Below are 18,802 nucleotides of genomic sequence, written 5' to 3'. Positions count from 1 at the left end.
GGCGCAGCCCTTTGTTCAGCAGATCAGTCGATAATCTCGAACAGCAAGGCGGTGGCGTCGTCGCTCACCTTGAAGCGCGGATATGTCTGGCCGTCGGGGTCTTCCTCGCGCTCGATACGGCGGAGTTCGGCCATGAGGGCGACAAGGCCGCGTTCCGAGGTTGCCTTGATAAGCGCGGCACCGTCGTAGCGGCCATATTTGTCGGCCAGCGCGGAAAAGCCGTCTGTGGCCAGAAGGCCGCGTGCCGGCAGGGCAGGGGTAATCCGCTGCACGGCAAGATGGGATGCGGCTTCCGGCGCGCTGCCCAAAGTCCAGACCGCGCCGCCCGGTTGGTTGTGGCGAGCGCGCGAGCGGCGCAAGGCTTCGCGCACCGTCGGCTCCTCGGCCAGTGAACGCCATGCGCGAAGGCCGCCAGCCTGCGTGACGGCGCGGCGTGCGCTTTCGCCTTCGGCCTTGCTGTATGCCTCGCTGGTTTCGAATGTCGCGCCGTCGGCGCCGACGAGGAAAAGCCGGCAATCGCCGAGACCGTAGATGGCGAGTTCGGAGCCCTCGACACGCGCCAGCTGGAAACTCGCCGTAGGCAACGCCCAGGCCTCGACCGGGTCTGAGCCTGCAGCCTCGGCGATCAATTGCGCGACGCGGTTGTTGAGGGCACGCACCACATCGGCAATCGGCGTCGCGGTGGTGGCCTCGGCCTCGAAAACCGTTTTCGCGAAACCGGCGAGCCATGCCGCATCGGATGTCGGACCGAGCAGCGGCCGCCCGCCAAGACCGGTGGCGCCATCGATAACGAAGGCAGCGGACGCGTTGCCGCCGACGGCGTCCTCATTGGCGCGGGCAGCGTTTCCAGGGTCGGTCAGCGAATCGAGAATGCGCAGTGTTGGCATGGGGCCTCCCGGGAGCCCTTCCATGTCGCCCATCCAAAGCCTGGGCGCAACAGAAAGCTGGAGCCCTTTCACATCGGGGCGGGGAGTGGACTTGACTGACATATAGCTCTTTGGTTATACGTCAATCAATAGCCAGCGGGTTATCGATTTCAAATGCCGGACAATCACGATCTGCTCTTCAAAACACTCGCCGATCCGACGCGGAGGGCGATCTTCGAGCGGCTGTGTCGGGAAGGCGAGCAGACAGTCGGCGCCTTGACGGCGCGGGCAGGGGTCTCGCAGCCGGCCGTCTCCAAGCATCTCGGCGTCCTGAAACACGCGGGACTGGTGCGCGACCGCCATGAAGGACGGCAGACCCACTACAGCGCGCAACTCGCCGCTCTCTCTCCTCTGGTCGACTGGACCAGCGAAATGGCCGGGTTCTGGGAGAGCCGGTTCGACAAACTCGAAGATTTGCTGAAAAGGATGGACCAATGACTGAAACGTCGACCGAAACGCGCTCTGTCGTCGTTGAACGCGATATCCCTTTCCCACCGGAGAAGCTTTGGCGCGCGCTCACGCAACCGCACCTGATGGAGGAGTGGCTGATGAAGAACGATTTCAAACCTGCCGTCGGCCACCGCTTCAATCTGCGCGGCGACTGGGGCGGTGTGTTGGACTGCGAAGTCCTTGCCATCGATCCGGGCAAGACGCTGTCCTATACCTGGGACTTCGCCCACGACGATCCGGCCTACAATATGAAAAGTGTGGTGACGTTTACACTCACCCCAACGGGTTCGGGCACGCGTTTGCGTGTGGAACAGGCAGGCTTCCGGCCGGATCAGAAACAGGCTTTCGGCGGCGCCAAGGCGGGCTGGCAGCAGTTCCTCACGAACCTCGAACAGGTTTTGGCGAGGACGGAATGAAGGTTGCCGCGCCGACTTGGCTCGCTTTCAAGGGAGATAGAAACAATGAACTGGAACAAGTGGATACGTCAGGGCCATCGCTGGCTTTCGATTGTCTTCACGGCGACAGTCGCCGCCAATTTCGCTGCCATGGCGCTGGGACAACCGCCGGCCTGGATCGTCTATTCGCCGCTGCTGCCGCTCTTCCTGCTGCTGTTCTCAGGCCTCTACATGTTCATCTTGCCCCATGCCGCCAAGTGGCGCGGCGAGCGAAGCACGGTTGGGTAGAGTGAACGCAATGGCTGGAAAGACATCCGGAAAATCGGCGATGAGCACAAAGAAAACCACAACCAAGCCTGCGGCCGGGGAACCGGTGCTGCTCTCAGGCGGCAACCCGCAGATCGCAAAGGGCTACGGCGACGAGCCGGTTCAGGCCTATATCGCGGCCATGCCGGGCTGGAAGAGCGATATTGGTCGTCGCATTGATGCTGTCATCGAACGCACCGTTCCCGGCGTGCGCAAGGCGGTGAAATGGAATTCGCCTCTCTACGGCGTTGCGGACGAAGGCCAGGGCTGGTTCCTCGGCCTGCACGTGTTCGCCAAATATGTGAAAGTCAGCTTCTTCCGTGGTGCGGCGCTGGACCCAGTTCCGCCAGGCACCTCCAAACAGAAGGAAATCCGCTACTACGACATTCACGAAGGCCGGTTCGACGAAGCGCAATTTGCCGACTGGGTGAAGCAGGCTAGTCAGTTGCTGGGCGAAAAACTGTAACGTCCGGCGTGATAGCGACGACAAGCACGAAGGAAGCGATGGCGACGATGCAGAAAAACGGTTCGACGGACTTAGGCCAAGAAGCCTCCCCCTCCCAACTGATCGATGCCACGATCAATGCGCTTGGCGACTGGCGGGGTGAAGTGCTCGGACGACTTCGCGCACTTATCAAACGGGCCAAGCCCGACGTGGTCGAGGAAGTAAAATGGCGCAAGCCATCGAACTCGATGCTGGGTGTTCCGGTATGGGAGCACGATGGAATGATCTGCACCGGCGAGACCTACAAGGCCGCCGTGAAGCTGACCTTTGCCAAGGGTGCCGCGCTGGAAGACCCCACGGGTCTCTTCAACTCCAGCCTCGATGGTAATGTCCGGCGCGCCATCGATTTCCATGAGGGTGGCAAGATCAATGAAGAGGCATTCGTGGCGCTCATTCGTGCCGCCGTGGCACTGAATGTTTCGACACGGGCTGCAACGCACCCTGCCCGCTCCGGGAAAGCGCCGAAGAGCGCCCAAAGGTAGCGCTGGTGGGTACTTCTCGGGTTGACCGTGCATGGCATTGGCCCTGTGAGCTGGGCATGCTGGCGCACTTGCTGCCCCGTACTCGACCCTGTTTGTTTGCCTGGGGCTGGGCTATAGCTTCTGCCGCCCGCAACCGCCCAAGGCCGACCATGCCCACAAAACTATCCGTGAACCTCAATGCCGTCGCGCTGCTGCGCAACCGTCGCGATCTGCCTTGGCCAAGTGTCACCGGGCTTGGCCGCATCGCGCTTGCCGCCGGCGCGCATGGGCTCACCGTGCATCCGCGCCCCGATGAGCGCCACACCCGCCATTCGGACTTGCCCGAGCTCAGGGCGCTGATCGACGACGAATTCCCCAAGGCCGAATTCAACATCGAGGGTTATCCCACGGAAGATTTTCTGGCGCTTGTGGAAAAGCACCAGCCCGAACAGGTGACGTTGGTGCCGGACGATCCAGCGCAGGCCACCTCCGACCACGGCTGGAACTTCGTCGAACAGGCGGCCTTCCTGGCCCCCGTCGTGAAAAGGCTGAAGAAGGGTGGTTTTCGGGTCTCGCTGTTCGCGGATCCAGATCCGGCCGGGGTGACCGCCGCACGCGACATCGGCGCCGACCGTATCGAGCTCTACACCGGCCCCTATGGCGGCTATCATTCCGATTCCGAAAAGGCAGGTAAGGAGTTGGAAAAGCTCGGAAAAACCGCCGACGCGGCAATCGCTGCCGGCCTTGAGGTCAATGCCGGACACGACCTCGTGGTAGCCAATCTGCCGCCGCTGGTGAAACGTATCCCCAAATTGGCGGAAGTCTCGATCGGGCACGGCTTGACAGCCGATGCGCTGCAGTATGGCATGGCGGGAACGGTCGCAAGGTTCCTCAAGGCATGTGGATGGTAGGGTACGTCTTGCGGCTGCCGGCTATCTGCGGGCAGTGACGTCGGGGCACTTGATATTGCAATGCAGCAAGCGTAGAGCACCGCGCGCTTGAAACGGAGTGTCGCCGATGGCCCTTGCCAATAATGGCTCTGAGGCAGAAGCAACCGAACAACCCGAGCATTCCGGGGTCGAACAGCACAGCACCAAGGTGCTGATGCTGGGCGCGCTGGGGGTTGTCTATGGCGATATCGGCACCAGTCCGATCTATGCGTTCCGCGAGGCGCTGGTAGCAGCGTCTGGCAGCGAGCTGACCAAGCGCGAAGACATTCTCGGCGTCTTGTCGCTGATCATCTGGGCGCTGACGATCATCGTCACCATCAAATATGTCATGTTCGTGCTGCGCGCCGACAACCGCGGTGAGGGCGGTACGCTGTCGCTGATGGCATTGGCGCGCGCCACTTTCCAGAAACGCTCGGCCCTCGTGCTGGGCATCGGCATGGTCGGTGCAGCACTGTTCTATGGCGACGCCGTCATCACGCCGGCGATCTCCGTGCTCTCCGCGGTTGAAGGCATGAAGGTCGTTACGCCGGCCTTCGACCCCTATGTCGTGCCGCTGACCTTGTTCATCCTGGCCATCCTGTTTTCCGTCCAGCGCTTCGGCACCGGTGGCGTCGCCATGATCTTCGGGCCAATCACCGCCTTCTGGTTCCTTGCCATTGGCGCCTCCGGCATCGTGCATATTGTCGACGATCCCGAGGTGCTGCTGGCGATCAATCCCTACTACATCGTCCATTTCCTCATCAATTCGCCGGGTGTCGCCTTCGTCACGGTCGGCGCGATCTTCCTGGCGGTGACCGGCGCGGAAGCGCTCTACGCAGACCTCGGCCATTTCGGCCGCAAGCCGATCGTGCTGGCCTGGCTCTCCATCGTCTTCCCGTGCCTGCTGCTCAATTATGCCGGCCAGGCCGCCTATGTGCTGGCCAAGGGCGGTGAAGTCGGCCATCCCTTCTTCGAGATGAACGAGGGTTGGGCGCTGATCCCGATGGTCGTTCTGGCCACGGCGGCAACCGTGATCGCCAGCCAGGCGGTGATCTCCGGTGCGTTTTCGCTGACCCGTCAGGCCGTGCAGCTCAACATGCTGCCGCGCCTCGAAATCCAGCATACGTCCGAAAGGCAGTCCGGCCAGATCTACATGCCGCGCGTCAACTTCATCCTGGCGATCGTGGTTATGCTGCTCGTGGTCGGCTTCCAGCAGTCGAGTTCGCTGGCCTCGGCCTATGGCATCTCCGTCACCGGCAACATGCTGGTCACGACGGTTCTGCTGTTCGTGATCATGACCCGCATCTGGAAGTGGCCGCTCAGCGTCGCCGTGGCACTGACCGCGTTGTTCGCCTTCATCGATTTTGGCTTCTTTATTTCCAACATCGTCAAGGTGTTCGAAGGCGGTTGGGCCTCGCTGGCTGTCGCCTTCTCGGTGGTGCTGGTGATGTGGACCTGGGTGCGCGGCAGCCGCTACCTGTTCGAGAAGACGCGCCGCAACGAAATCCCGCTCGATTTCCTGGCCGGCAATCTGCAGAAGAAGAAGCCGCAGCTCGTCGCCGGCACAGCGGTGTTCTTGACCAGCGATCCGATGAGCGCGCCCACCGCGCTCATGCACAGCCTCAAGCACTACAAGGTGCTGCACGAGCAGAACGTCATTCTTTCGGTGGTGACGGCGCCGCAGCCGGTCGTGCCCGACAGCGAACGCGTCAAGATGGAGACGATCAACGAGCTGTTCATGCGTGTGACGCTGACCTTCGGCTATATGGAGCAGCCCAACATTCCGAAGGCTTTGGCCATCTGCCGCAAGCAGGGCTGGAAGTTCGACATCATGACGACCTCGTTCTTCCTGTCGCGCCGCTCGCTGAAGGCTTCGCCCAGTTCCGGCATGCCGGTGTGGCAAGACAGGATGTTCATCGGCCTTGCGCGCACGGCCGCTGACGCCACCGAATATTTCCAGATTCCAACCGGTCGCGTCGTCGAGATCGGTACACAGGTGGCGATCTAACCGTTCACGGGTCCTGGGGGAGGCAATGATGCGGGGGACCAAGCCATTGGCTGCCATGTTGGTGGCTGTCGTTGCAGCGTTTTCGTCCATTGGCGCCGCACGTGCCGCTGAGACGGTGGTGACGCTGGAAAGCGGCGTGGCCGGTACGCTCAGCCTGCCAGACGGCGTCGCCAAGGCGCCGGTGGTGCTGATGCTGCACGGTTTCGCGGGCAGCCGCGACGAAGTCGCTTCCATGTACAAGCGCGAGGCGGAGGCGCTGGCCGCCAATGGCATCGCCTCGCTGCGCATCGACTTCCGCGGCTTCGGCGAAAGTGATGGCAGTGCCGAGGATCTGACCGTCGACAGCCAGTTGGCCGACGCGACGTCCGCACTTGCCTATCTCAAGGCCAATGACCATGTCGATCCCGCGCGGCTCGGAGTGCTGGGCTTCAGCCTTGGCGGCGGCATCGCCATCCTGACGGCGGAGCAGAACCCAGCATTGGTGAAATCGCTGGTCACCTGGTCGTCCGTCGGCGACTTCCACAAGGACATGGTGGGCGACGTCGGCCAGAAGACGTTCGATAAGGCAGCGAAAGCTGGTGTTGCCGTCATCGACTTCGGCAATCACCAACTCGTTCTGAAGAAGGATTTCTTCGACAGCCTGGACAAGTTCCAGCTCGCGCCTGCCATTGCCCGCTATCACGGCGCCTATCTGGCTATTGCCGGCAGCGACGACTTTTCGGCGGCCTATGTCGAGCCGTTCGTCGCGTCCGCTCCAGCTAGCCCGAAGGAGGCGCTGGTGCTGCCGGGCGAGAACCACATCTACCATGCGCTGAGTTTCTTCCGCAGCGGTGTCGAGCCGGTGATCGCCAAGACCGCCGATTGGTTCGCCAAGACGCTGTAGCCATTGATGTCCAAACGTCTCGATATCGCCATTGCCGGCGCTGGTCCGGCCGGGTTGGCGACCGCGCTCTATCTGCATCGCGCCGGCCACAACGTCACCGTCTTCGAGCGTTTCGAAAAACCATCGCCCGTCGGCTCCGGCCTGATCCTGCAGCCGACCGGGCTCACAGTGCTCTCCGATCTCGGCCTGCTCGACGCGATCCTAACACTCGGCAGCCGCATCGACCGCCTGCATGGCGCCGATTCGTCCAGCGGCTGCACCGTGCTCGACGTGCGCTACGACGCCCGTCCGGGCGGGCGCTTCGGCCTTGCCGTCCATCGCGCGGCGCTGTTCGGCGTGCTTTATCGCGCCGTGCGCGAGGCGGGCATAACGATCGAGACCGGCGTCGATCTGATCGGCCTGGAAAGCGGCGAGCGGGCCCGCCTCGTTGATGGCGACGGCCGTGGTGCCGGCCCGTTTGATTTGGTCGTCGATGCCACCGGTTCGCGGTCGAAGCTGCGTGGGTATGCGGCGGCTCCGGCCGAGCCGCGGCCGCTGACCTATGGCGCTTTCTGGGCATCGCTTGGCTGGCGCGGCGAGGGTTTTGACGAGCATGCGCTGCTGCAGCGCTACAATCGGGCAAATGTGATGATCGGCGTGCTGCCGATCGGCCGGGCCGAGCCCGGCGGCGAGAAGATGGCGGCCTTCTTCTGGAGCTTGAAGCCGGCGGATGCCGAGGCGGTGCAGGCACGGGGGCTACAGGCATGGAAGGAGCGTGTGCTGGCGTTGTGGCCGGCCTGCGCACCTTACCTTGCGCAGATCGACAGCTTCGATCAGCTGACGCTGGCCCGCTATGGCCATCACACGTTGAAGATGCCGGCCGGGCGGCGGTTGGCCATCATTGGCGACGCTGCTCATTCGACAAGCCCGCAACTCGGGCAGGGCGCCAATATGGCGCTGCTCGATGCGGCGGCACTTTCCCATGCCTTGAAAGAGAACGGCGACGTGACCGATGCGCTGTCGGTCTATGCCGCGGCGCGGCGGCGGCACGTGCGCAGCTTCCAGGCGCTGTCCTTGATGTTCACGCCGTTCTATCAGTCGGATTCGACGGTACTGCCCTTCATCCGCGACCGGCTGGTTGCGATCGCGGCACGGGTGCCGCCCGCGCCGCAACTGCTGGCCTCGATGGTGGCCGGAACGATGGTCGATCCCTTCCGGTCGATCGGCCTGGTCGAGCCGGATTGGCGCGAGATACGTCCCAATCTCTCGACCGTCGCCGTCAGCGTCACCTAGCAACGGGTCGGCGCGGCCTTGACCGGGATCAGCGCCTGTCGCTGTTCCCGGCGGATGGCGATCGCGGCAATGAGCAAAGCCAGGATCGGGGCGATGGCAGCAAACAGCGGCACTGCGGCCAGGCCAGGGCCACGGTCAATCACCAGGCCGGACAGCCACGCGCCCAGCGCATTGCCGAGATTGAAGGCGGCGATGTTGAAGGAGGATACCAGGCTCTGGCCGCCTTCTCCGGCCTTGCCCAGCACCCACAACTGCAGCGGCGCCACCGTGGCGAAGCCAGCGGTGCCAAGCAGGCCGACGAAGATGACGGCCGCGACCTGCTGATGCATGGCGAATGCCGCAAGCGCCAGAGTGAGAGCCAATGCGGCCAGTGAAGCGATGACGGTGGCGTTGAGCCGCTTGTCGGCCAGGCGGCCGCCGAGAAGATTGCCGACCAGCAGGCCGCCGCCGAAGACGAGCAGGATGGGCGAGACGGCGGCCTCGGAGAAACCGGCCACCTGGGTAAGCAGCGGCGCGATATAGGTGAAGGCGCCGAACACGCCGATCCAGGACAGGATGGTGACGGCGAGCCCGACCAGCACGGCGGGCTGCACCAATATGGCCAGGCTGACGCTGTCTTGCGCCACTGCGTCGGCCTGCAGGCGCTTCGGCACCAGAAGCTGGATGACGACGACCGCGACAATGCCGATCAACGTCACCGCCCAGAAGGTGGAGCGCCAGCCAGAATGCTGGCCGAGCCAGGTGCCGAACGGCACGCCGAGGATGGTGGCGGCGGTGAGGCCGGTGAACATGACGGCGATCGCCGTCGCCTTTTTGTCGGGAGCGACGAGACTGGTGGCGACGACCGAGCCGACGCCGAAGAAAGTGGCGTGTGCGAAAGCGGTGACGACGCGTGCGGCCATCAGCGTCCAATAATCCGGCGCCAGCGCACAGGCGGCGTTGCCCAGCGTGAACACGACCATCAATGCCAGCAGCAGCGGCTTCTTCGGCAACCGCGCGGTGGCAATGCCGAGCAGCGGTGCGCCAAGCACGACGCCGAGTGCATAACCGGAGATCAAGAGGCCGGCAGCGGTAATGGAGACGCCGAGATCCTTGCCGACATCGATCAGCAGACCCATGATGACGAATTCGGTGACGCCGATGCCGAAGGCACCGGCGGTGAGAGCGTAGAGGGCAAGGGGCATGGCGGCGCTTTCCGGTTAGGCGGGGCGTTCGGACCGGAAAATGGACAGCATCGCTGCCATGAACTAGACTGCCGGCTGGCATAGGATCCTTGAACTAAATTCACAGATATGACGACCCGCATCGACACCAACCGGCTGGGCGAGATGGACGTGTTCGTGCGCGTGGTCGAGCTGTGCGGCTTTTCGCCGGCGGCACGCGCGCTGCGATTGTCGCCGTCGGGCGTCAGCAAGCTGATCACGCGGCTGGAAACCCGCCTCGGCACGCGGCTGTTCAACCGCTCGACGCGCAAGCTGGCGCTGACGGCCGAAGGCAGCATTTTCTATGACCGCTGCGTGCAAATCCTGGCCGATGTTGACGGCGCCGAACGCGAGGCCGCCGCCGGCGCGGTTCCGCGCGGTCGGCTCAGGGTCAATTGCAACGTCGCCTTCTCGCAATGGGTGCTGACGCCGGTCCTGCCGGATTTTCTGGCGCGCTATCCGGAGATCGTTCTCGATCTCGTCGTCTCGGACGTCGTGGTGGACCTGCTGCAGGAGCATGCCGATGTCGCCATCCGCATCGGCCCGCTCGCCAACTCCAGCCTGATCGCGCGCAAACTGGGCGCAAGCCGCGCCATCGTGGTTGCCGCTCCCGCCTATCTCGATCAGATGGGCACGCCACGGGAGCCTGCCGATCTTGCCCGCCACAATCTGCTCGGCTTCGGCTTTTCCAGGCTGGTCGAGGGCTGGCCCTTCCTGGGCGAGAACGGGCAAGTGGTGCGCGTTGCTCCGCAAGGCAATGTGCTGGTCAGTGACGGTGACACCATGCGCCGGCTGGCGGTGGAGGGCGTCGGCATCGCACGCGTGGCGCGCTTCCAGCTCGAAGAGGATCTCGCGACCGGCCGGCTGGTGCAGCTTCTCGAAGACTACAGCCCCGGCGAGGTCGAGCCGATCCATGCCGTCTATGTCGGGCAAGGCGGTGTGCTGCCGGCGCGTGTGCGCGCCTTCCTCGACTTCCTGACCGAGCGCGTGAAGGTGCGGTAGCGGCCGTCGCCGCTTTCGTGGGTCAATCTTTTTTCTCCAGCGGTGGCCGGTGGCGGATTGGCGAGACATATCCGCCGCCTCTAAGGCTCCCCATCAATGAGTAGCCTTGAGTTGAGAGCCATGTCCCTGTTTTCGCCCATCGTCACCGAATTCTGGAGAACGCAGTTCGCAAACGCGGCTCTTTTCCACGGAGACACGACTTTCACCATCGCCGTCAATCCGGAGCTCGAAGAGGGCAGCCGGGTCATGGTGCTGAAGACGACCGACGGTCGAGGCGCAGCCGTACTGACACCTACCATGGCCGACAGGCTGGGCCTTGCGGCAGGGCACGACCTAACGGAGGCGACGTTCCGCCGGAAACTGGCCGAGGCGGGTGTGATCCTCAATGGCGCGGATTTCGTGTTCTATTTTTCCGACGGCGCCAGGCAGGCCCTGACGCAGGAGAAGCCGGAAGCCGGTGTAGGCCAGCTGACGGATCAGGATGGCGCGATCTTTTCGGCGTTCCAGTCTTCGGCCTCCGAGCAGGATCTGGACGACGCCTATGTGGAACTCGACCACTGGGCGGTGTTCGGTTCCTTCGACGATGGTCGCCTGGTTTGCGCGGCCAGCATGTATCCCTGGGAGGATGCGCCGATCGCCGATACCGGTGTGCTGACTTTGCCTTCATATCGGGGAAAAGGACATGCCCGCAAGGTCGTGCGCGCGATCAGCCGGTATGCCTGCGAGCAGGGCTACGAACCCCAATACCGCTGCCAGACCGACAATCTGGCGTCCGTGGCCTTGGCCAAGACCGCCGGCCTGACCCTGTTCGGAACATGGGAGGTGATTTCACCCGACAGCCCGGACTGATGCGGGCTGTTTTCGACAGGTTCGAACGGCGCTGGCGAATCCGCTTGCAAAGCGCCGCGTTCGCCACTACGAAAGAACCGTAACGTACGGTACGGTTCTGATGGCAATGGAAACGACTGCCGAAAAGGCTGTCAACCAAAGTGGAGGGGAGGCGCGGCCGGCGCAACCCGAAACCTTGACCGATCGCCAGAAGGATGTGCTCGACACTGTCTTGCGCCTCCTTGTCGAGGAAGGCGATGCGCTGACCATGACGGCGGTGGCGCGGCGCGCCTCCTGTTCCAAGGAAACGCTGTACAAATGGTTCGGTGACCGCGACGGGCTGCTCACCGCCACTGTACAATGGCAGGCGTCGAAGGTGCGGGTGGCTACCGTCGATCGCGAGGGACTTGACCTTGCCTCGCTGAGCGCCAGCCTGGAAGGCTTTGCCCGCGACTGGCTGCGCGTCATTTCCAGCGACACCTCCATTGCCTTGAACCGTGTCGCGGTCGGCCATGCCGGCTCCGGCAAGGACGATCTCGGCCGCATCGTGCTCGAAAACGGTCGCTTCGCGCTGGCCAGACGCCTGAAGCCGCTGCTGGAGGCCGGGCGCGAAAAGGGGCTTCTCGATTTCGCGGACGCCGAAACGGCGTTCCGTACTTTCTTCGGACTTGTCGGCCGCGACGTGCAGGTGCGCCTGCTGCTCGGCGACAGACTGGATTTGACTGAGGCGGAGATCGGCGGCGACGCCGTCCGGGCAACGCAGCAGTTTCTCGCTCTTTACGGGGCAAAAACCGGGCCGAGAGGCCTCTGACTTCAAACGGGAAGGAAAGAAGAAATGCGTGTCTATTACGATCGCGACGCCGATCTCAATCTGATCAAGGGCAAGAAGGTCGCCATCATCGGCTACGGTTCGCAGGGCCGCGCCCATGCGCTTAATCTGAAGGATTCCGGCGCCAAGGAACTCGTCATCGGCCTGAAGGCCGGTTCGGCGACCGCCAAGAAGGTCGAGGCCGACGGCCTCAAGGTGATGACCGTTGCCGAGGCTGCCAAGTGGGCCGACCTCATGATGATGGCGACGCCGGACGAACTGCAGGCCGACATCTACAAGAACGAGATTGCCCCGAACATCCGCGACGGCGCCGCGATTGCTTTCGCTCACGGCCTCAACGTGCATTTCGGCCTGATCGAGCCGAAGGCGACGGTTGACGTCGTCATGATCGCGCCGAAGGGCCCGGGCCACACCGTGCGCGGCGAATACCAGAAGGGCGGCGGCGTGCCGTGCCTGATCGCGGTGCACCAGGATGCCTCGGGCAATGCCCACGATCTGGCGCTCTCCTACGCCTGCGGCGTCGGTGGCGGCCGCTCGGGCATCATCGAGACCAATTTCCGCGAGGAATGCGAAACCGATCTGTTCGGTGAGCAGGTTGTGCTGTGCGGCGGTCTGGTCGAACTCATCCGCGCCGGCTTCGAGACGCTGGTGGAAGCCGGCTACGCGCCTGAAATGGCCTATTTCGAGTGCCTGCACGAAGTGAAGCTGATCGTCGACCTGATCTATGAAGGCGGCATCGCCAACATGAACTACTCGATCTCGAACACCGCCGAGTGGGGTGAATATGTGTCGGGTCCGCGCATCATCACCGCCGAGACCAAGGCCGAGATGAAGCGCGTGCTCAACGACATCCAGACCGGCAAGTTCACCTCGGAATGGATGCAGGAATATCGTTCGGGTGCTGCCCGCTTCAAGGCGACCCGCCGCCTCAACGACGAACATCCGATCGAGCAGGTCGGCGAGAAGCTGCGCGGCATGATGCCGTGGATTTCGAAGAACAAGCTGGTCGACAAGGCCAAGAACTAAGCAGGCTTCACGGCTTTCTTCCCCGCGTCCCGGGCTTTGCTCGCGGGCGCCGATGACAGCCTCCTGTAATGTTCAGCGAGAAAACTCAAAGCCGGCGAATCGCTTCGCCGGCTTTTTTCATGTGCCAATTCGGCACGACTAAATTGGCATAAAGGTCGCATGTCTCCCGATGGGGAGGGCGGTCGTCCGGAAATGGACCTGCGCCCGGCGGCATCGGTGTCGACTTTGCGGTCGGCTCGGGGCCGATAGTTCCGTGCCGTTTCGACCGGTCCCGCGGGGGGCTACGGCGGCGGTACGAGAGCCGGTGCGGCGGGGGGCCGCGCCGGCTCAGTCGTTCAGAACATGACCGCTTCAGTAGCGGTAGGGCGAGATGCACTGCCGGCGAGGGCCGTAGTTCGGCTGGAACGTGTTGTCCCAAGCCCGGTACGAACGATAACGGGCATAACACCACTGCACATGGCCAGACGCACGCGGCGCGCGGTAGATGCGCGGCCGGGGCCGGTAGTAATAATCGTCATAGAGCATGCCGGAACCCAGGCCGAGCCCGAAATAGACGCCGGAATTGCCCCAGCGCGGGCGGTGGCGGTAGCGCCAGCCGTCGTCACGCCAGCCGCGGCGCCAATGACGGTCGCCCCGCCAGCCGTCGCCGCGCCAGTCACGATCGCCACGCCAATGCCGGTTGCCGCGCCAGCCATCGCCGCGCCAGTTGCGGCGCCATTCTTGGCTGGCGTTGCCACGATCGTTGCCGCCGGCCCAGCTGTCGCGCACCGTCTGGATATCGGATGGCGCGGCCGGGGCTATCGGCGCGGGCATGGGAACGGAAAATGCCGGCACGGAAAGGCCGACAAGCAGGCCGAGCGTCACGAGCCCGGTGCGGAAGTTGATGAGCCGTTTCATAACACTCTCCAATGAACCACAGGCCCCGCGCCCCTTGGATTTCGTGGGAGGCGGCGACAATGGGCCTCGGTGCATGAACGAGCGATGAACGGGTTGGTTTCATCAACTATTCCAAACGACTTGTCGCGTCCCGTTATCGAACAGGATCAGGTCTTGTCTTTGGCCGGGCTTGCAGGCAAACCTCATTCCATGTCGCTGCGCCTCGCCACTTTCAATGTCGAGAACCTGATGAACAGGTTCGACTTCTCCGGCTACCGCAACCAATTGAACGAGGACCGTACGCTGGCCCTCTTCGATATCCGCAGCGAGGCCGAATACAGGCTGCTCGAGCAAGCCCGCGTGATCGCCCATTCCGACGATACGCGCCAGCTGACAGCCTTGGCGATCGCCGCGACCCGAGCCGACATCGTCTGCCTGCAGGAGGTGGACAATATCGAGGCGCTGAAAGCGTTCGAATACGGCTATCTCTTCAAGATGGTGGGCGAGGGCTACCGGCAGAAATACACGACCGAAGGCAATGATTCGCGCGGCATCGACGTCGCGCTGATGATGCGTACCGAAACGGCTCATGGCCAGCCGATCGAATTCGTGCGCATGACCAGCCACGCCTATGTGACCTTCGAGCAGTTCGGCCTGTTCAACGACGATCTCGCCGCAATGGGGCATGAGCCCGGCGAACGTATCTTCCGCCGCGACTGCCTGGAGGTGGACGTGACCGTCGGCGGTGTGCCGCTCACGCTTTATCTGGTGCATTTCAAGTCGATGGGGCCACCGCGCAACGGGCTCGACGGTCGTGCCGCCACCATGCCGCTGCGCATCGCCGAGGCAAGCGCGGTGCGCCACATCATCGAACAGCGCTTCGGCAAGGATCACGCCGCCGGCAAACGCTGGGCGATCTGCGGCGACATGAACGATTATCGCCAACGTGTCCTCATCGGCGGCGATGCCCATGCCGGCTTCCACTTCGAGCCGGTGGTGGAGACGAACACCTGCCTCAACGTCTTCCTTTCCGACGGTTTCGCCGAAAACATCGTCGAGCGGCGTCCCGAAATGGACCGGTGGACGCTCTACCACACGCGCGGTCCGCAGGAGCGGCATCTTTGCCAGCTCGACTATATCCTGTTGTCGAAAGGGCTTGCGGCGCGAAACGCGGCCATTCCCGACATCGTGCGCAACGGCCAGCCGTGGCGCACGCCGTTCCCGCCCGGCCAGGAAGTGCCGCGGTTTCCGCGCATCGGCTGGGACCGCCCGAAAGCTTCGGACCATTGCCCGGTGGCGGTGACGCTGGATCTGGTCTGACCGTGGCGAAGTTCGAGCTGCCGCGCGATCAGATTGTGCCGGTGACCGCGGTCGAGGTCCGGCTCGATCCCGGCCCTCACCCCTTCGAATTGGAGAACGTCGCGGCTATCGAGGCGAACTGGCGGCAGGAACATGCGGCCAATCCGCGCCTGTTCGATGGCGCCATGGTGTTGCTTTCGGAATTGAAGCTGGACGGGCAGGGCAGGCTTGTCGGCCGCTGCCACAATGTCCGTTTCGCCACGATGCTCTATTGGCGCAAGAACAAGGGCAGTCCCGATATCGAGCATTGTTTCGCGCAGGCGGCCCTGGTGTCGCGCGACGGTGCGTTGGTGGCGGTGCGCATGGGGCCGCATACGGCCAATGCCGGCCGCATCTATTTCGCCGCCGGTTCGTTCGAAGCGGTGGACTTCGTCCAGGACCGCGCCGACATCGCCGCCAACATGCATCGCGAGGTGAAGGAGGAGACCGGGCTCGATCTTGGCGATGTCCGCCACGAGCCGCTTTACCATCTCCATTCGATCAATGGCTCGACGATGCTGTTCCGGCGCTACTTCCTGGCCGACGACGCCGATGTCGTCGCGGACGGGATCAGGACCTTCGTTGCTTCCGAAGCAGACCCCGAAATCGAAGGGCCGGTGGTCATTCGGTCCGCACAAAACCTGCCGGAGGGAGCACTGAACCATCTGGCCGCCGTTGCGCGCTGGCATTTCGGCTGACCAACGCTGCAGGCTGCGTCCAATGCGACATGGCCGGTTCGTTGGAACGCGCGGTGCCACGATGGCGGATGCCGTTTCCACTCGTGGCTGCTTGACAATCCCGGTCGGCGCGGACCCCTATGCTGGCCCGACACGTTGCTGGTGCCGATATTCTCCGCGTCGGATTTCACATTAATTTTCGCTCGCGATTGAAAACCGGGCGAGGGCAGGAACCTGATCATGACGCCACGCAACTACCTCGTCTACGACGTCTTCACCGGAGACAGGCTGGCCGGCAATCCGCTTGCGGTCGTGCTCGACTGCGAGGGGCTGGATCTCGAAGCGATGCAGCGCATCGCGCGTGAGTTCAATCTGTCCGAATCGGTCTTCGTGCTGCCCCCGGAGAATCCGAGGCATCGCGCCCGTGTCCGCATTTTCACACCCGACTACGAGATGCCGTTTGCCGGTCATCCGACCGTCGGCAGCGCGATTGCCCTGGCAGAACTTGCAGAGGGCAATGGCGATGCGATCTTCGTACTCGAGGAGAACATCGGGCCTGTTCGGTGCGCGGTCAGCCACGGCGACGGCGCGACCTTCGCCGAGTTCGATCTTGCCAAACTGCCCGAGCAATTGACACTGACGGCCGATCCCGAGGCGATCGGCGCAGCCCTTGGCCTTGGGCCGCATGAAATTGGCTTCGAGAACCATCGCGTCGCTTTTTTCAGTGCCGGCGTGCCCTATGTGACCATCCCGGTCGCCAATTTGCAGGCCGCCGCCAAGGCGCGGCTCAACAACGAGATGTGGGCGCAGCTTGCGCCGAAAAAAAGCGATTGGGCCTTCGCCAGCCCCTATGTCTACTGCCGCGAAACGGTGAACCAGGAAAGCGCTTTCCATGTGCGCATGATCGTGCCGGGCAACCCTTCCTATGAGGATCCGGCGACCGGTTCGGCAGCGGCGGCCTTCGCCGGTGCGATCATGCATTTCGACCGGCCTGGCGACGGCATGGCGCGTTACTGGATCGAGCAGGGGTTGGAGATGGGGCGTCCCTCGCGTATCCGCCTCGAGCTCGACGTTGCGGGCGGCAAGCTGGCGTCCGCCCGCATCGGCGGTCAGGCTGTGAAGGTCGCCGAGGGCAAGCTTCTGGTGTGAGCGGACACGCGCAAAAGGCGCAATCCAAGGGCATTGGAAAAGAACATCATCGATTTGTCGGGAAATGACAGGACAGGGCTGGACAGGAGCGGAAGCGGCGGCTATATGCCCGCCGACGCTGGTTTTCCAGCGGCGTGGGTGTGTAGCTCAGTTGGTAGAGCAGCTGACTCTTAATCAGCGGGTCCACAGTTCGATCCTGTGCACACCCACCATTTTCTCTCTTATTTATCATTGGTTTGCGGCCCTGCCTTCGCGCGGCAGGGCGAACTGCGGCCGACAGGTCTGGCCTGTCGGCGCACCGGTTCACTGCCCCAGTTCGCGTAGCCACCTTTCGAATGTGGGTGTTGCCGCGCCATCGCTCTTGGTGGCCAAAGGCGGCGTGTTGGTGGCGGCTGCCTTGCGCACTTCACGCGGACTGAGGCCGAATTCGTGCGAGAAGGCACGGGTGAAATTGGCGGCGACGTCGAAGCCGGCGTCTTCGGCGATATCCAGAATACGACTGCTGTTGGTCGGGTCGCTCAACGTCGCATAGGCATCCTGCAGCCGCTTCTTGCGGATGTAGTTGAGCACGCCGCCGCTCGCTTCGAAGAGCTGGTAGAGACGGGTCCGCGAAATGCCGGCGGCTCTGGAAATGGTATCCGGGTTGAGATCGTGCGAATGAAGATTGTCGTGGACGTGGCGGTGTACCCGCTCCATCACGCCGAGCATCGATTGCGCGACCGGTTCCTTGCCGGACGAAGGCAATGAAGCAAGGCAGGTGATGAGCATGTCGCGGATCGTGTGCACGATCTTCGGCAGGTCGTCGGCAACCAGGGTCGGTAGTCTGGCCTCGACGCTGGCAATGTAGTCGATCAACAGGGTAGCGAAGTTGCCGCTCAGGATCGAGTTGTTGGCTGCGACGAGCATTCCCGCGTGTTCGGCGAACAGGTCATAGGGCATGTAGAGGAGCATGACTTCGGACTCTGTCACACGCCCGCGATAAGGATGGCCAAGAGACCGGAATGTTACCGTGCCCGAGGTGCTTTCGACCACGTGCCCGTCAACCTCCGTCCAGGCGTGGCCCCGTCGGGGAATGCCGATATACCAGTGGTCGATCGAACTCGATTTCAGTTTTGCCGCCGATCTCACATAGCGGTAAGCGGCCGCGCGCTGCTGGACAAGCAACATCTTGCCGAGATTCCAGGCCGTATGTTCGGCGTTGAAGCCGTTCTCGGGCCTGGCGTCGTCCGGCAGAAGAACTTCGGCAATCGGGTCAAGATGCGCGCGCCACGCTGGAAACTGATCTGCGATCGCCAGCGGCAGCGTTGAAAATCGCAGCGGCTTCAGCGCGGGTTCGGTTGGTGCAGCACGATCAGCAACTGCCCCATTGACCGGTTCGCGTGGCCAACGCCGCCTTTCGACGCCGGGTACGGATTCCGCGCCGGGCGACGTGTCTGGCCTGTTCGGTCGGTCTGAATGATCACTCATCCAGAGCCCTCCACCAAGCCCCCCTTCGCCGATTAAACGTCGCGACTGGTTAAAAAGTTGCATGGTCAAGAAATGTCTACGCCTGCACTCAAGATTATTAACGCTGAGTAGTTGGTCGGCAGACATTGCTCAAATCAAATACACCCAAAAAAGGTCTCCGCGCATCACCTGCAGCAGTGGAGATATGTACTGAGCGATAATTTCTCGGATTTTGAGATAACGACACTCAAGCATGGATATGAGTAAGTATTAAGAAACGGAAATCTAATTAAC

General features: G+C 63.0%; 20 protein-coding genes and 1 tRNA gene. 17 read left to right on the top strand and 4 right to left on the bottom strand.

Annotated elements, in window-relative coordinates; all coding sequences use genetic code 11:
- Window positions 1-23: 23 nt before the first annotated feature.
- Window positions 24-887 (bottom strand): hypothetical protein, encoded by an 864-nt coding sequence (locus tag QFZ88_RS04620; protein ID WP_024924515.1) that lies wholly within the window; start codon window positions 885-887, stop codon window positions 24-26.
- 153 nt (window positions 888-1,040) lie between these two features.
- On the opposite strand from QFZ88_RS04620, the gene QFZ88_RS04615 reads away from it, so the two are divergent.
- The 9 genes from QFZ88_RS04615 to QFZ88_RS04575 all read left to right on the top strand — a co-directional run bounded on the left by QFZ88_RS04615 (window position 1,041) and on the right by QFZ88_RS04575 (window position 8,135).
- Window positions 1,041-1,364 carry an ArsR/SmtB family transcription factor gene (locus QFZ88_RS04615; RefSeq protein WP_024924516.1) on the top strand — a complete coding sequence of 108 codons (324 nt, stop codon included), beginning with the start codon at window positions 1,041-1,043 and terminating at the stop codon, window positions 1,362-1,364.
- Entirely contained in the window at window positions 1,361-1,792 is a 432-nt protein-coding gene (locus QFZ88_RS04610; RefSeq protein ID WP_024924517.1) for an SRPBCC family protein, read from the top strand. Before QFZ88_RS04615 ends, QFZ88_RS04610 begins: the two co-directional genes overlap by 4 nt.
- 45 nt (window positions 1,793-1,837) lie before the next feature.
- Window positions 1,838-2,059: a hypothetical protein gene (locus QFZ88_RS04605; RefSeq protein WP_024924518.1), complete on the top strand. Its 222-nt coding sequence runs from the start codon at window positions 1,838-1,840 to the stop codon at window positions 2,057-2,059.
- A gap of 10 nt (window positions 2,060-2,069) precedes the next feature.
- Window positions 2,070-2,543 carry a DUF1801 domain-containing protein gene (locus QFZ88_RS04600; RefSeq protein WP_024924519.1) on the top strand — a complete coding sequence of 158 codons (474 nt, stop codon included), beginning with the start codon at window positions 2,070-2,072 and terminating at the stop codon, window positions 2,541-2,543.
- A gap of 47 nt (window positions 2,544-2,590) precedes the next feature.
- Window positions 2,591-3,064, top strand: a complete 474-nt coding sequence (locus tag QFZ88_RS04595; protein ID WP_024924520.1) for a DUF1801 domain-containing protein — start codon at window positions 2,591-2,593, stop codon at window positions 3,062-3,064.
- A gap of 149 nt (window positions 3,065-3,213) precedes the next feature.
- A complete protein-coding gene (locus QFZ88_RS04590) occupies window positions 3,214-3,954 on the top strand; it encodes a pyridoxine 5'-phosphate synthase (RefSeq protein WP_024924521.1) in 741 nt (246 codons plus the stop codon).
- Window positions 3,955-4,060: 106 nt separating this feature from the next.
- On the top strand, window positions 4,061-5,980 hold the full coding sequence (locus QFZ88_RS04585; protein WP_024924522.1) for a potassium transporter Kup: 1,920 nt from the start codon (window positions 4,061-4,063) through the stop codon (window positions 5,978-5,980).
- Window positions 5,981-6,005: 25 nt separating this feature from the next.
- Complete coding sequence (locus tag QFZ88_RS04580) at window positions 6,006-6,863, top strand: alpha/beta hydrolase family protein (protein ID WP_245317511.1); 858 nt, start codon at window positions 6,006-6,008, stop codon at window positions 6,861-6,863.
- 6 nt (window positions 6,864-6,869) lie between these two features.
- A complete protein-coding gene (locus QFZ88_RS04575; protein ID WP_024924524.1) occupies window positions 6,870-8,135 on the top strand; it encodes an FAD-dependent oxidoreductase in 1,266 nt (421 codons plus the stop codon).
- On the opposite strand, the gene QFZ88_RS04570 is transcribed toward QFZ88_RS04575, so the two are convergent.
- Complete coding sequence (locus QFZ88_RS04570) at window positions 8,132-9,319, bottom strand: MFS transporter (RefSeq protein ID WP_024924525.1); 1,188 nt, start codon at window positions 9,317-9,319, stop codon at window positions 8,132-8,134. The genes QFZ88_RS04575 and QFZ88_RS04570 overlap by 4 nt on opposite strands.
- A gap of 108 nt (window positions 9,320-9,427) precedes the next feature.
- On the opposite strand from QFZ88_RS04570, the gene QFZ88_RS04565 reads away from it, so the two are divergent.
- From QFZ88_RS04565 to ilvC, 4 genes are all read left to right on the top strand, one after another.
- Complete coding sequence (locus QFZ88_RS04565) at window positions 9,428-10,339, top strand: LysR family transcriptional regulator (protein ID WP_024924526.1); 912 nt, start codon at window positions 9,428-9,430, stop codon at window positions 10,337-10,339.
- Window positions 10,340-10,459: 120 nt separating this feature from the next.
- Window positions 10,460-11,188: a GNAT family N-acetyltransferase gene (locus QFZ88_RS04560; RefSeq protein WP_024924527.1), complete on the top strand. Its 729-nt coding sequence runs from the start codon at window positions 10,460-10,462 to the stop codon at window positions 11,186-11,188.
- Window positions 11,189-11,288: 100 nt separating this feature from the next.
- On the top strand, window positions 11,289-11,978 hold the full coding sequence (locus QFZ88_RS04555; RefSeq protein WP_373426369.1) for a TetR/AcrR family transcriptional regulator: 690 nt from the start codon (window positions 11,289-11,291) through the stop codon (window positions 11,976-11,978).
- A 24-nt stretch (window positions 11,979-12,002) separates the two neighbouring features.
- The gene (gene ilvC / locus QFZ88_RS04550) at window positions 12,003-13,022 is read left to right on the top strand and encodes a ketol-acid reductoisomerase (RefSeq protein WP_024924529.1); all 1,020 of its coding nucleotides are present in this window, start codon (window positions 12,003-12,005) and stop codon (window positions 13,020-13,022) included.
- 351 nt (window positions 13,023-13,373) lie between these two features.
- On the opposite strand, the gene QFZ88_RS04545 is transcribed toward ilvC, so the two are convergent.
- Window positions 13,374-13,919, bottom strand: coding sequence for a BA14K family protein (locus tag QFZ88_RS04545; RefSeq protein ID WP_024924530.1), 546 nt, complete (start codon window positions 13,917-13,919; stop codon window positions 13,374-13,376).
- 189 nt (window positions 13,920-14,108) lie between these two features.
- On the opposite strand from QFZ88_RS04545, the gene QFZ88_RS04540 reads away from it, so the two are divergent.
- From QFZ88_RS04540 to QFZ88_RS04525, 4 genes are all read left to right on the top strand, one after another.
- Entirely contained in the window at window positions 14,109-15,218 is a 1,110-nt protein-coding gene (locus tag QFZ88_RS04540; protein WP_024924531.1) for an endonuclease/exonuclease/phosphatase family protein, read from the top strand.
- A gap of 2 nt (window positions 15,219-15,220) precedes the next feature.
- Window positions 15,221-15,934, top strand: a complete 714-nt coding sequence (locus QFZ88_RS04535) for an NUDIX hydrolase (protein WP_024924532.1) — start codon at window positions 15,221-15,223, stop codon at window positions 15,932-15,934.
- Window positions 15,935-16,153: 219 nt separating this feature from the next.
- Window positions 16,154-17,062, top strand: coding sequence for a PhzF family phenazine biosynthesis protein (locus QFZ88_RS04530; protein ID WP_024924533.1), 909 nt, complete (start codon window positions 16,154-16,156; stop codon window positions 17,060-17,062).
- A 136-nt stretch (window positions 17,063-17,198) separates the two neighbouring features.
- Window positions 17,199-17,274: transfer RNA gene (locus QFZ88_RS04525), tRNA-Lys, on the top strand.
- A gap of 91 nt (window positions 17,275-17,365) precedes the next feature.
- On the opposite strand, the gene QFZ88_RS04520 is transcribed toward QFZ88_RS04525, so the two are convergent.
- Window positions 17,366-18,655 (bottom strand): helix-turn-helix domain-containing protein, encoded by a 1,290-nt coding sequence (locus tag QFZ88_RS04520; RefSeq protein WP_244437887.1) that lies wholly within the window; start codon window positions 18,653-18,655, stop codon window positions 17,366-17,368.
- Between the last annotated feature and the right edge of the window lie 147 nt (window positions 18,656-18,802).

Origin of the sequence: Mesorhizobium sp. YL-MeA3-2017 (genome assembly GCF_030814575.1) — a bacterium.
Lineage (GTDB): Bacteria > Pseudomonadota > Alphaproteobacteria > Rhizobiales > Rhizobiaceae > Mesorhizobium > Mesorhizobium terrae.
Note: the sequence above shows the minus strand (reverse complement) of the source record. Positions and strands in the feature narration are given on the sequence as shown.

Bases quoted from the DNA above. Each gene is read 5' to 3' on its own strand.
- QFZ88_RS04620 (WP_024924515.1), bottom strand. From the start codon at position 887: ATGCCAACACTGCGCATTCTCGATTCGCTGACCGACCCTGGAAACGCT.
- QFZ88_RS04615 (WP_024924516.1), top strand. From the start codon at position 1,041: ATGCCGGACAATCACGATCTGCTCTTCAAAACACTCGCCGATCCGACG.
- QFZ88_RS04610 (WP_024924517.1), top strand. From the start codon at position 1,361: ATGACTGAAACGTCGACCGAAACGCGCTCTGTCGTCGTTGAACGCGAT.
- QFZ88_RS04605 (WP_024924518.1), top strand. From the start codon at position 1,838: ATGAACTGGAACAAGTGGATACGTCAGGGCCATCGCTGGCTTTCGATT.
- QFZ88_RS04600 (WP_024924519.1), top strand. From the start codon at position 2,070: ATGGCTGGAAAGACATCCGGAAAATCGGCGATGAGCACAAAGAAAACC.
- QFZ88_RS04595 (WP_024924520.1), top strand. From the start codon at position 2,591: ATGCAGAAAAACGGTTCGACGGACTTAGGCCAAGAAGCCTCCCCCTCC.
- QFZ88_RS04590 (WP_024924521.1), top strand. From the start codon at position 3,214: ATGCCCACAAAACTATCCGTGAACCTCAATGCCGTCGCGCTGCTGCGC.
- QFZ88_RS04585 (WP_024924522.1), top strand. From the start codon at position 4,061: ATGGCCCTTGCCAATAATGGCTCTGAGGCAGAAGCAACCGAACAACCC.
- QFZ88_RS04580 (WP_245317511.1), top strand. From the start codon at position 6,006: ATGATGCGGGGGACCAAGCCATTGGCTGCCATGTTGGTGGCTGTCGTT.
- QFZ88_RS04575 (WP_024924524.1), top strand. From the start codon at position 6,870: ATGTCCAAACGTCTCGATATCGCCATTGCCGGCGCTGGTCCGGCCGGG.
- QFZ88_RS04570 (WP_024924525.1), bottom strand. From the start codon at position 9,319: ATGCCCCTTGCCCTCTACGCTCTCACCGCCGGTGCCTTCGGCATCGGC.
- QFZ88_RS04565 (WP_024924526.1), top strand. From the start codon at position 9,428: ATGACGACCCGCATCGACACCAACCGGCTGGGCGAGATGGACGTGTTC.
- QFZ88_RS04560 (WP_024924527.1), top strand. From the start codon at position 10,460: ATGTCCCTGTTTTCGCCCATCGTCACCGAATTCTGGAGAACGCAGTTC.
- QFZ88_RS04555 (WP_373426369.1), top strand. From the start codon at position 11,289: ATGGCAATGGAAACGACTGCCGAAAAGGCTGTCAACCAAAGTGGAGGG.
- ilvC (WP_024924529.1), top strand. From the start codon at position 12,003: ATGCGTGTCTATTACGATCGCGACGCCGATCTCAATCTGATCAAGGGC.
- QFZ88_RS04545 (WP_024924530.1), bottom strand. From the start codon at position 13,919: ATGAAACGGCTCATCAACTTCCGCACCGGGCTCGTGACGCTCGGCCTG.
- QFZ88_RS04540 (WP_024924531.1), top strand. From the start codon at position 14,109: ATGTCGCTGCGCCTCGCCACTTTCAATGTCGAGAACCTGATGAACAGG.
- QFZ88_RS04530 (WP_024924533.1), top strand. From the start codon at position 16,154: ATGACGCCACGCAACTACCTCGTCTACGACGTCTTCACCGGAGACAGG.
- QFZ88_RS04520 (WP_244437887.1), bottom strand. From the start codon at position 18,655: ATGTCTGCCGACCAACTACTCAGCGTTAATAATCTTGAGTGCAGGCGT.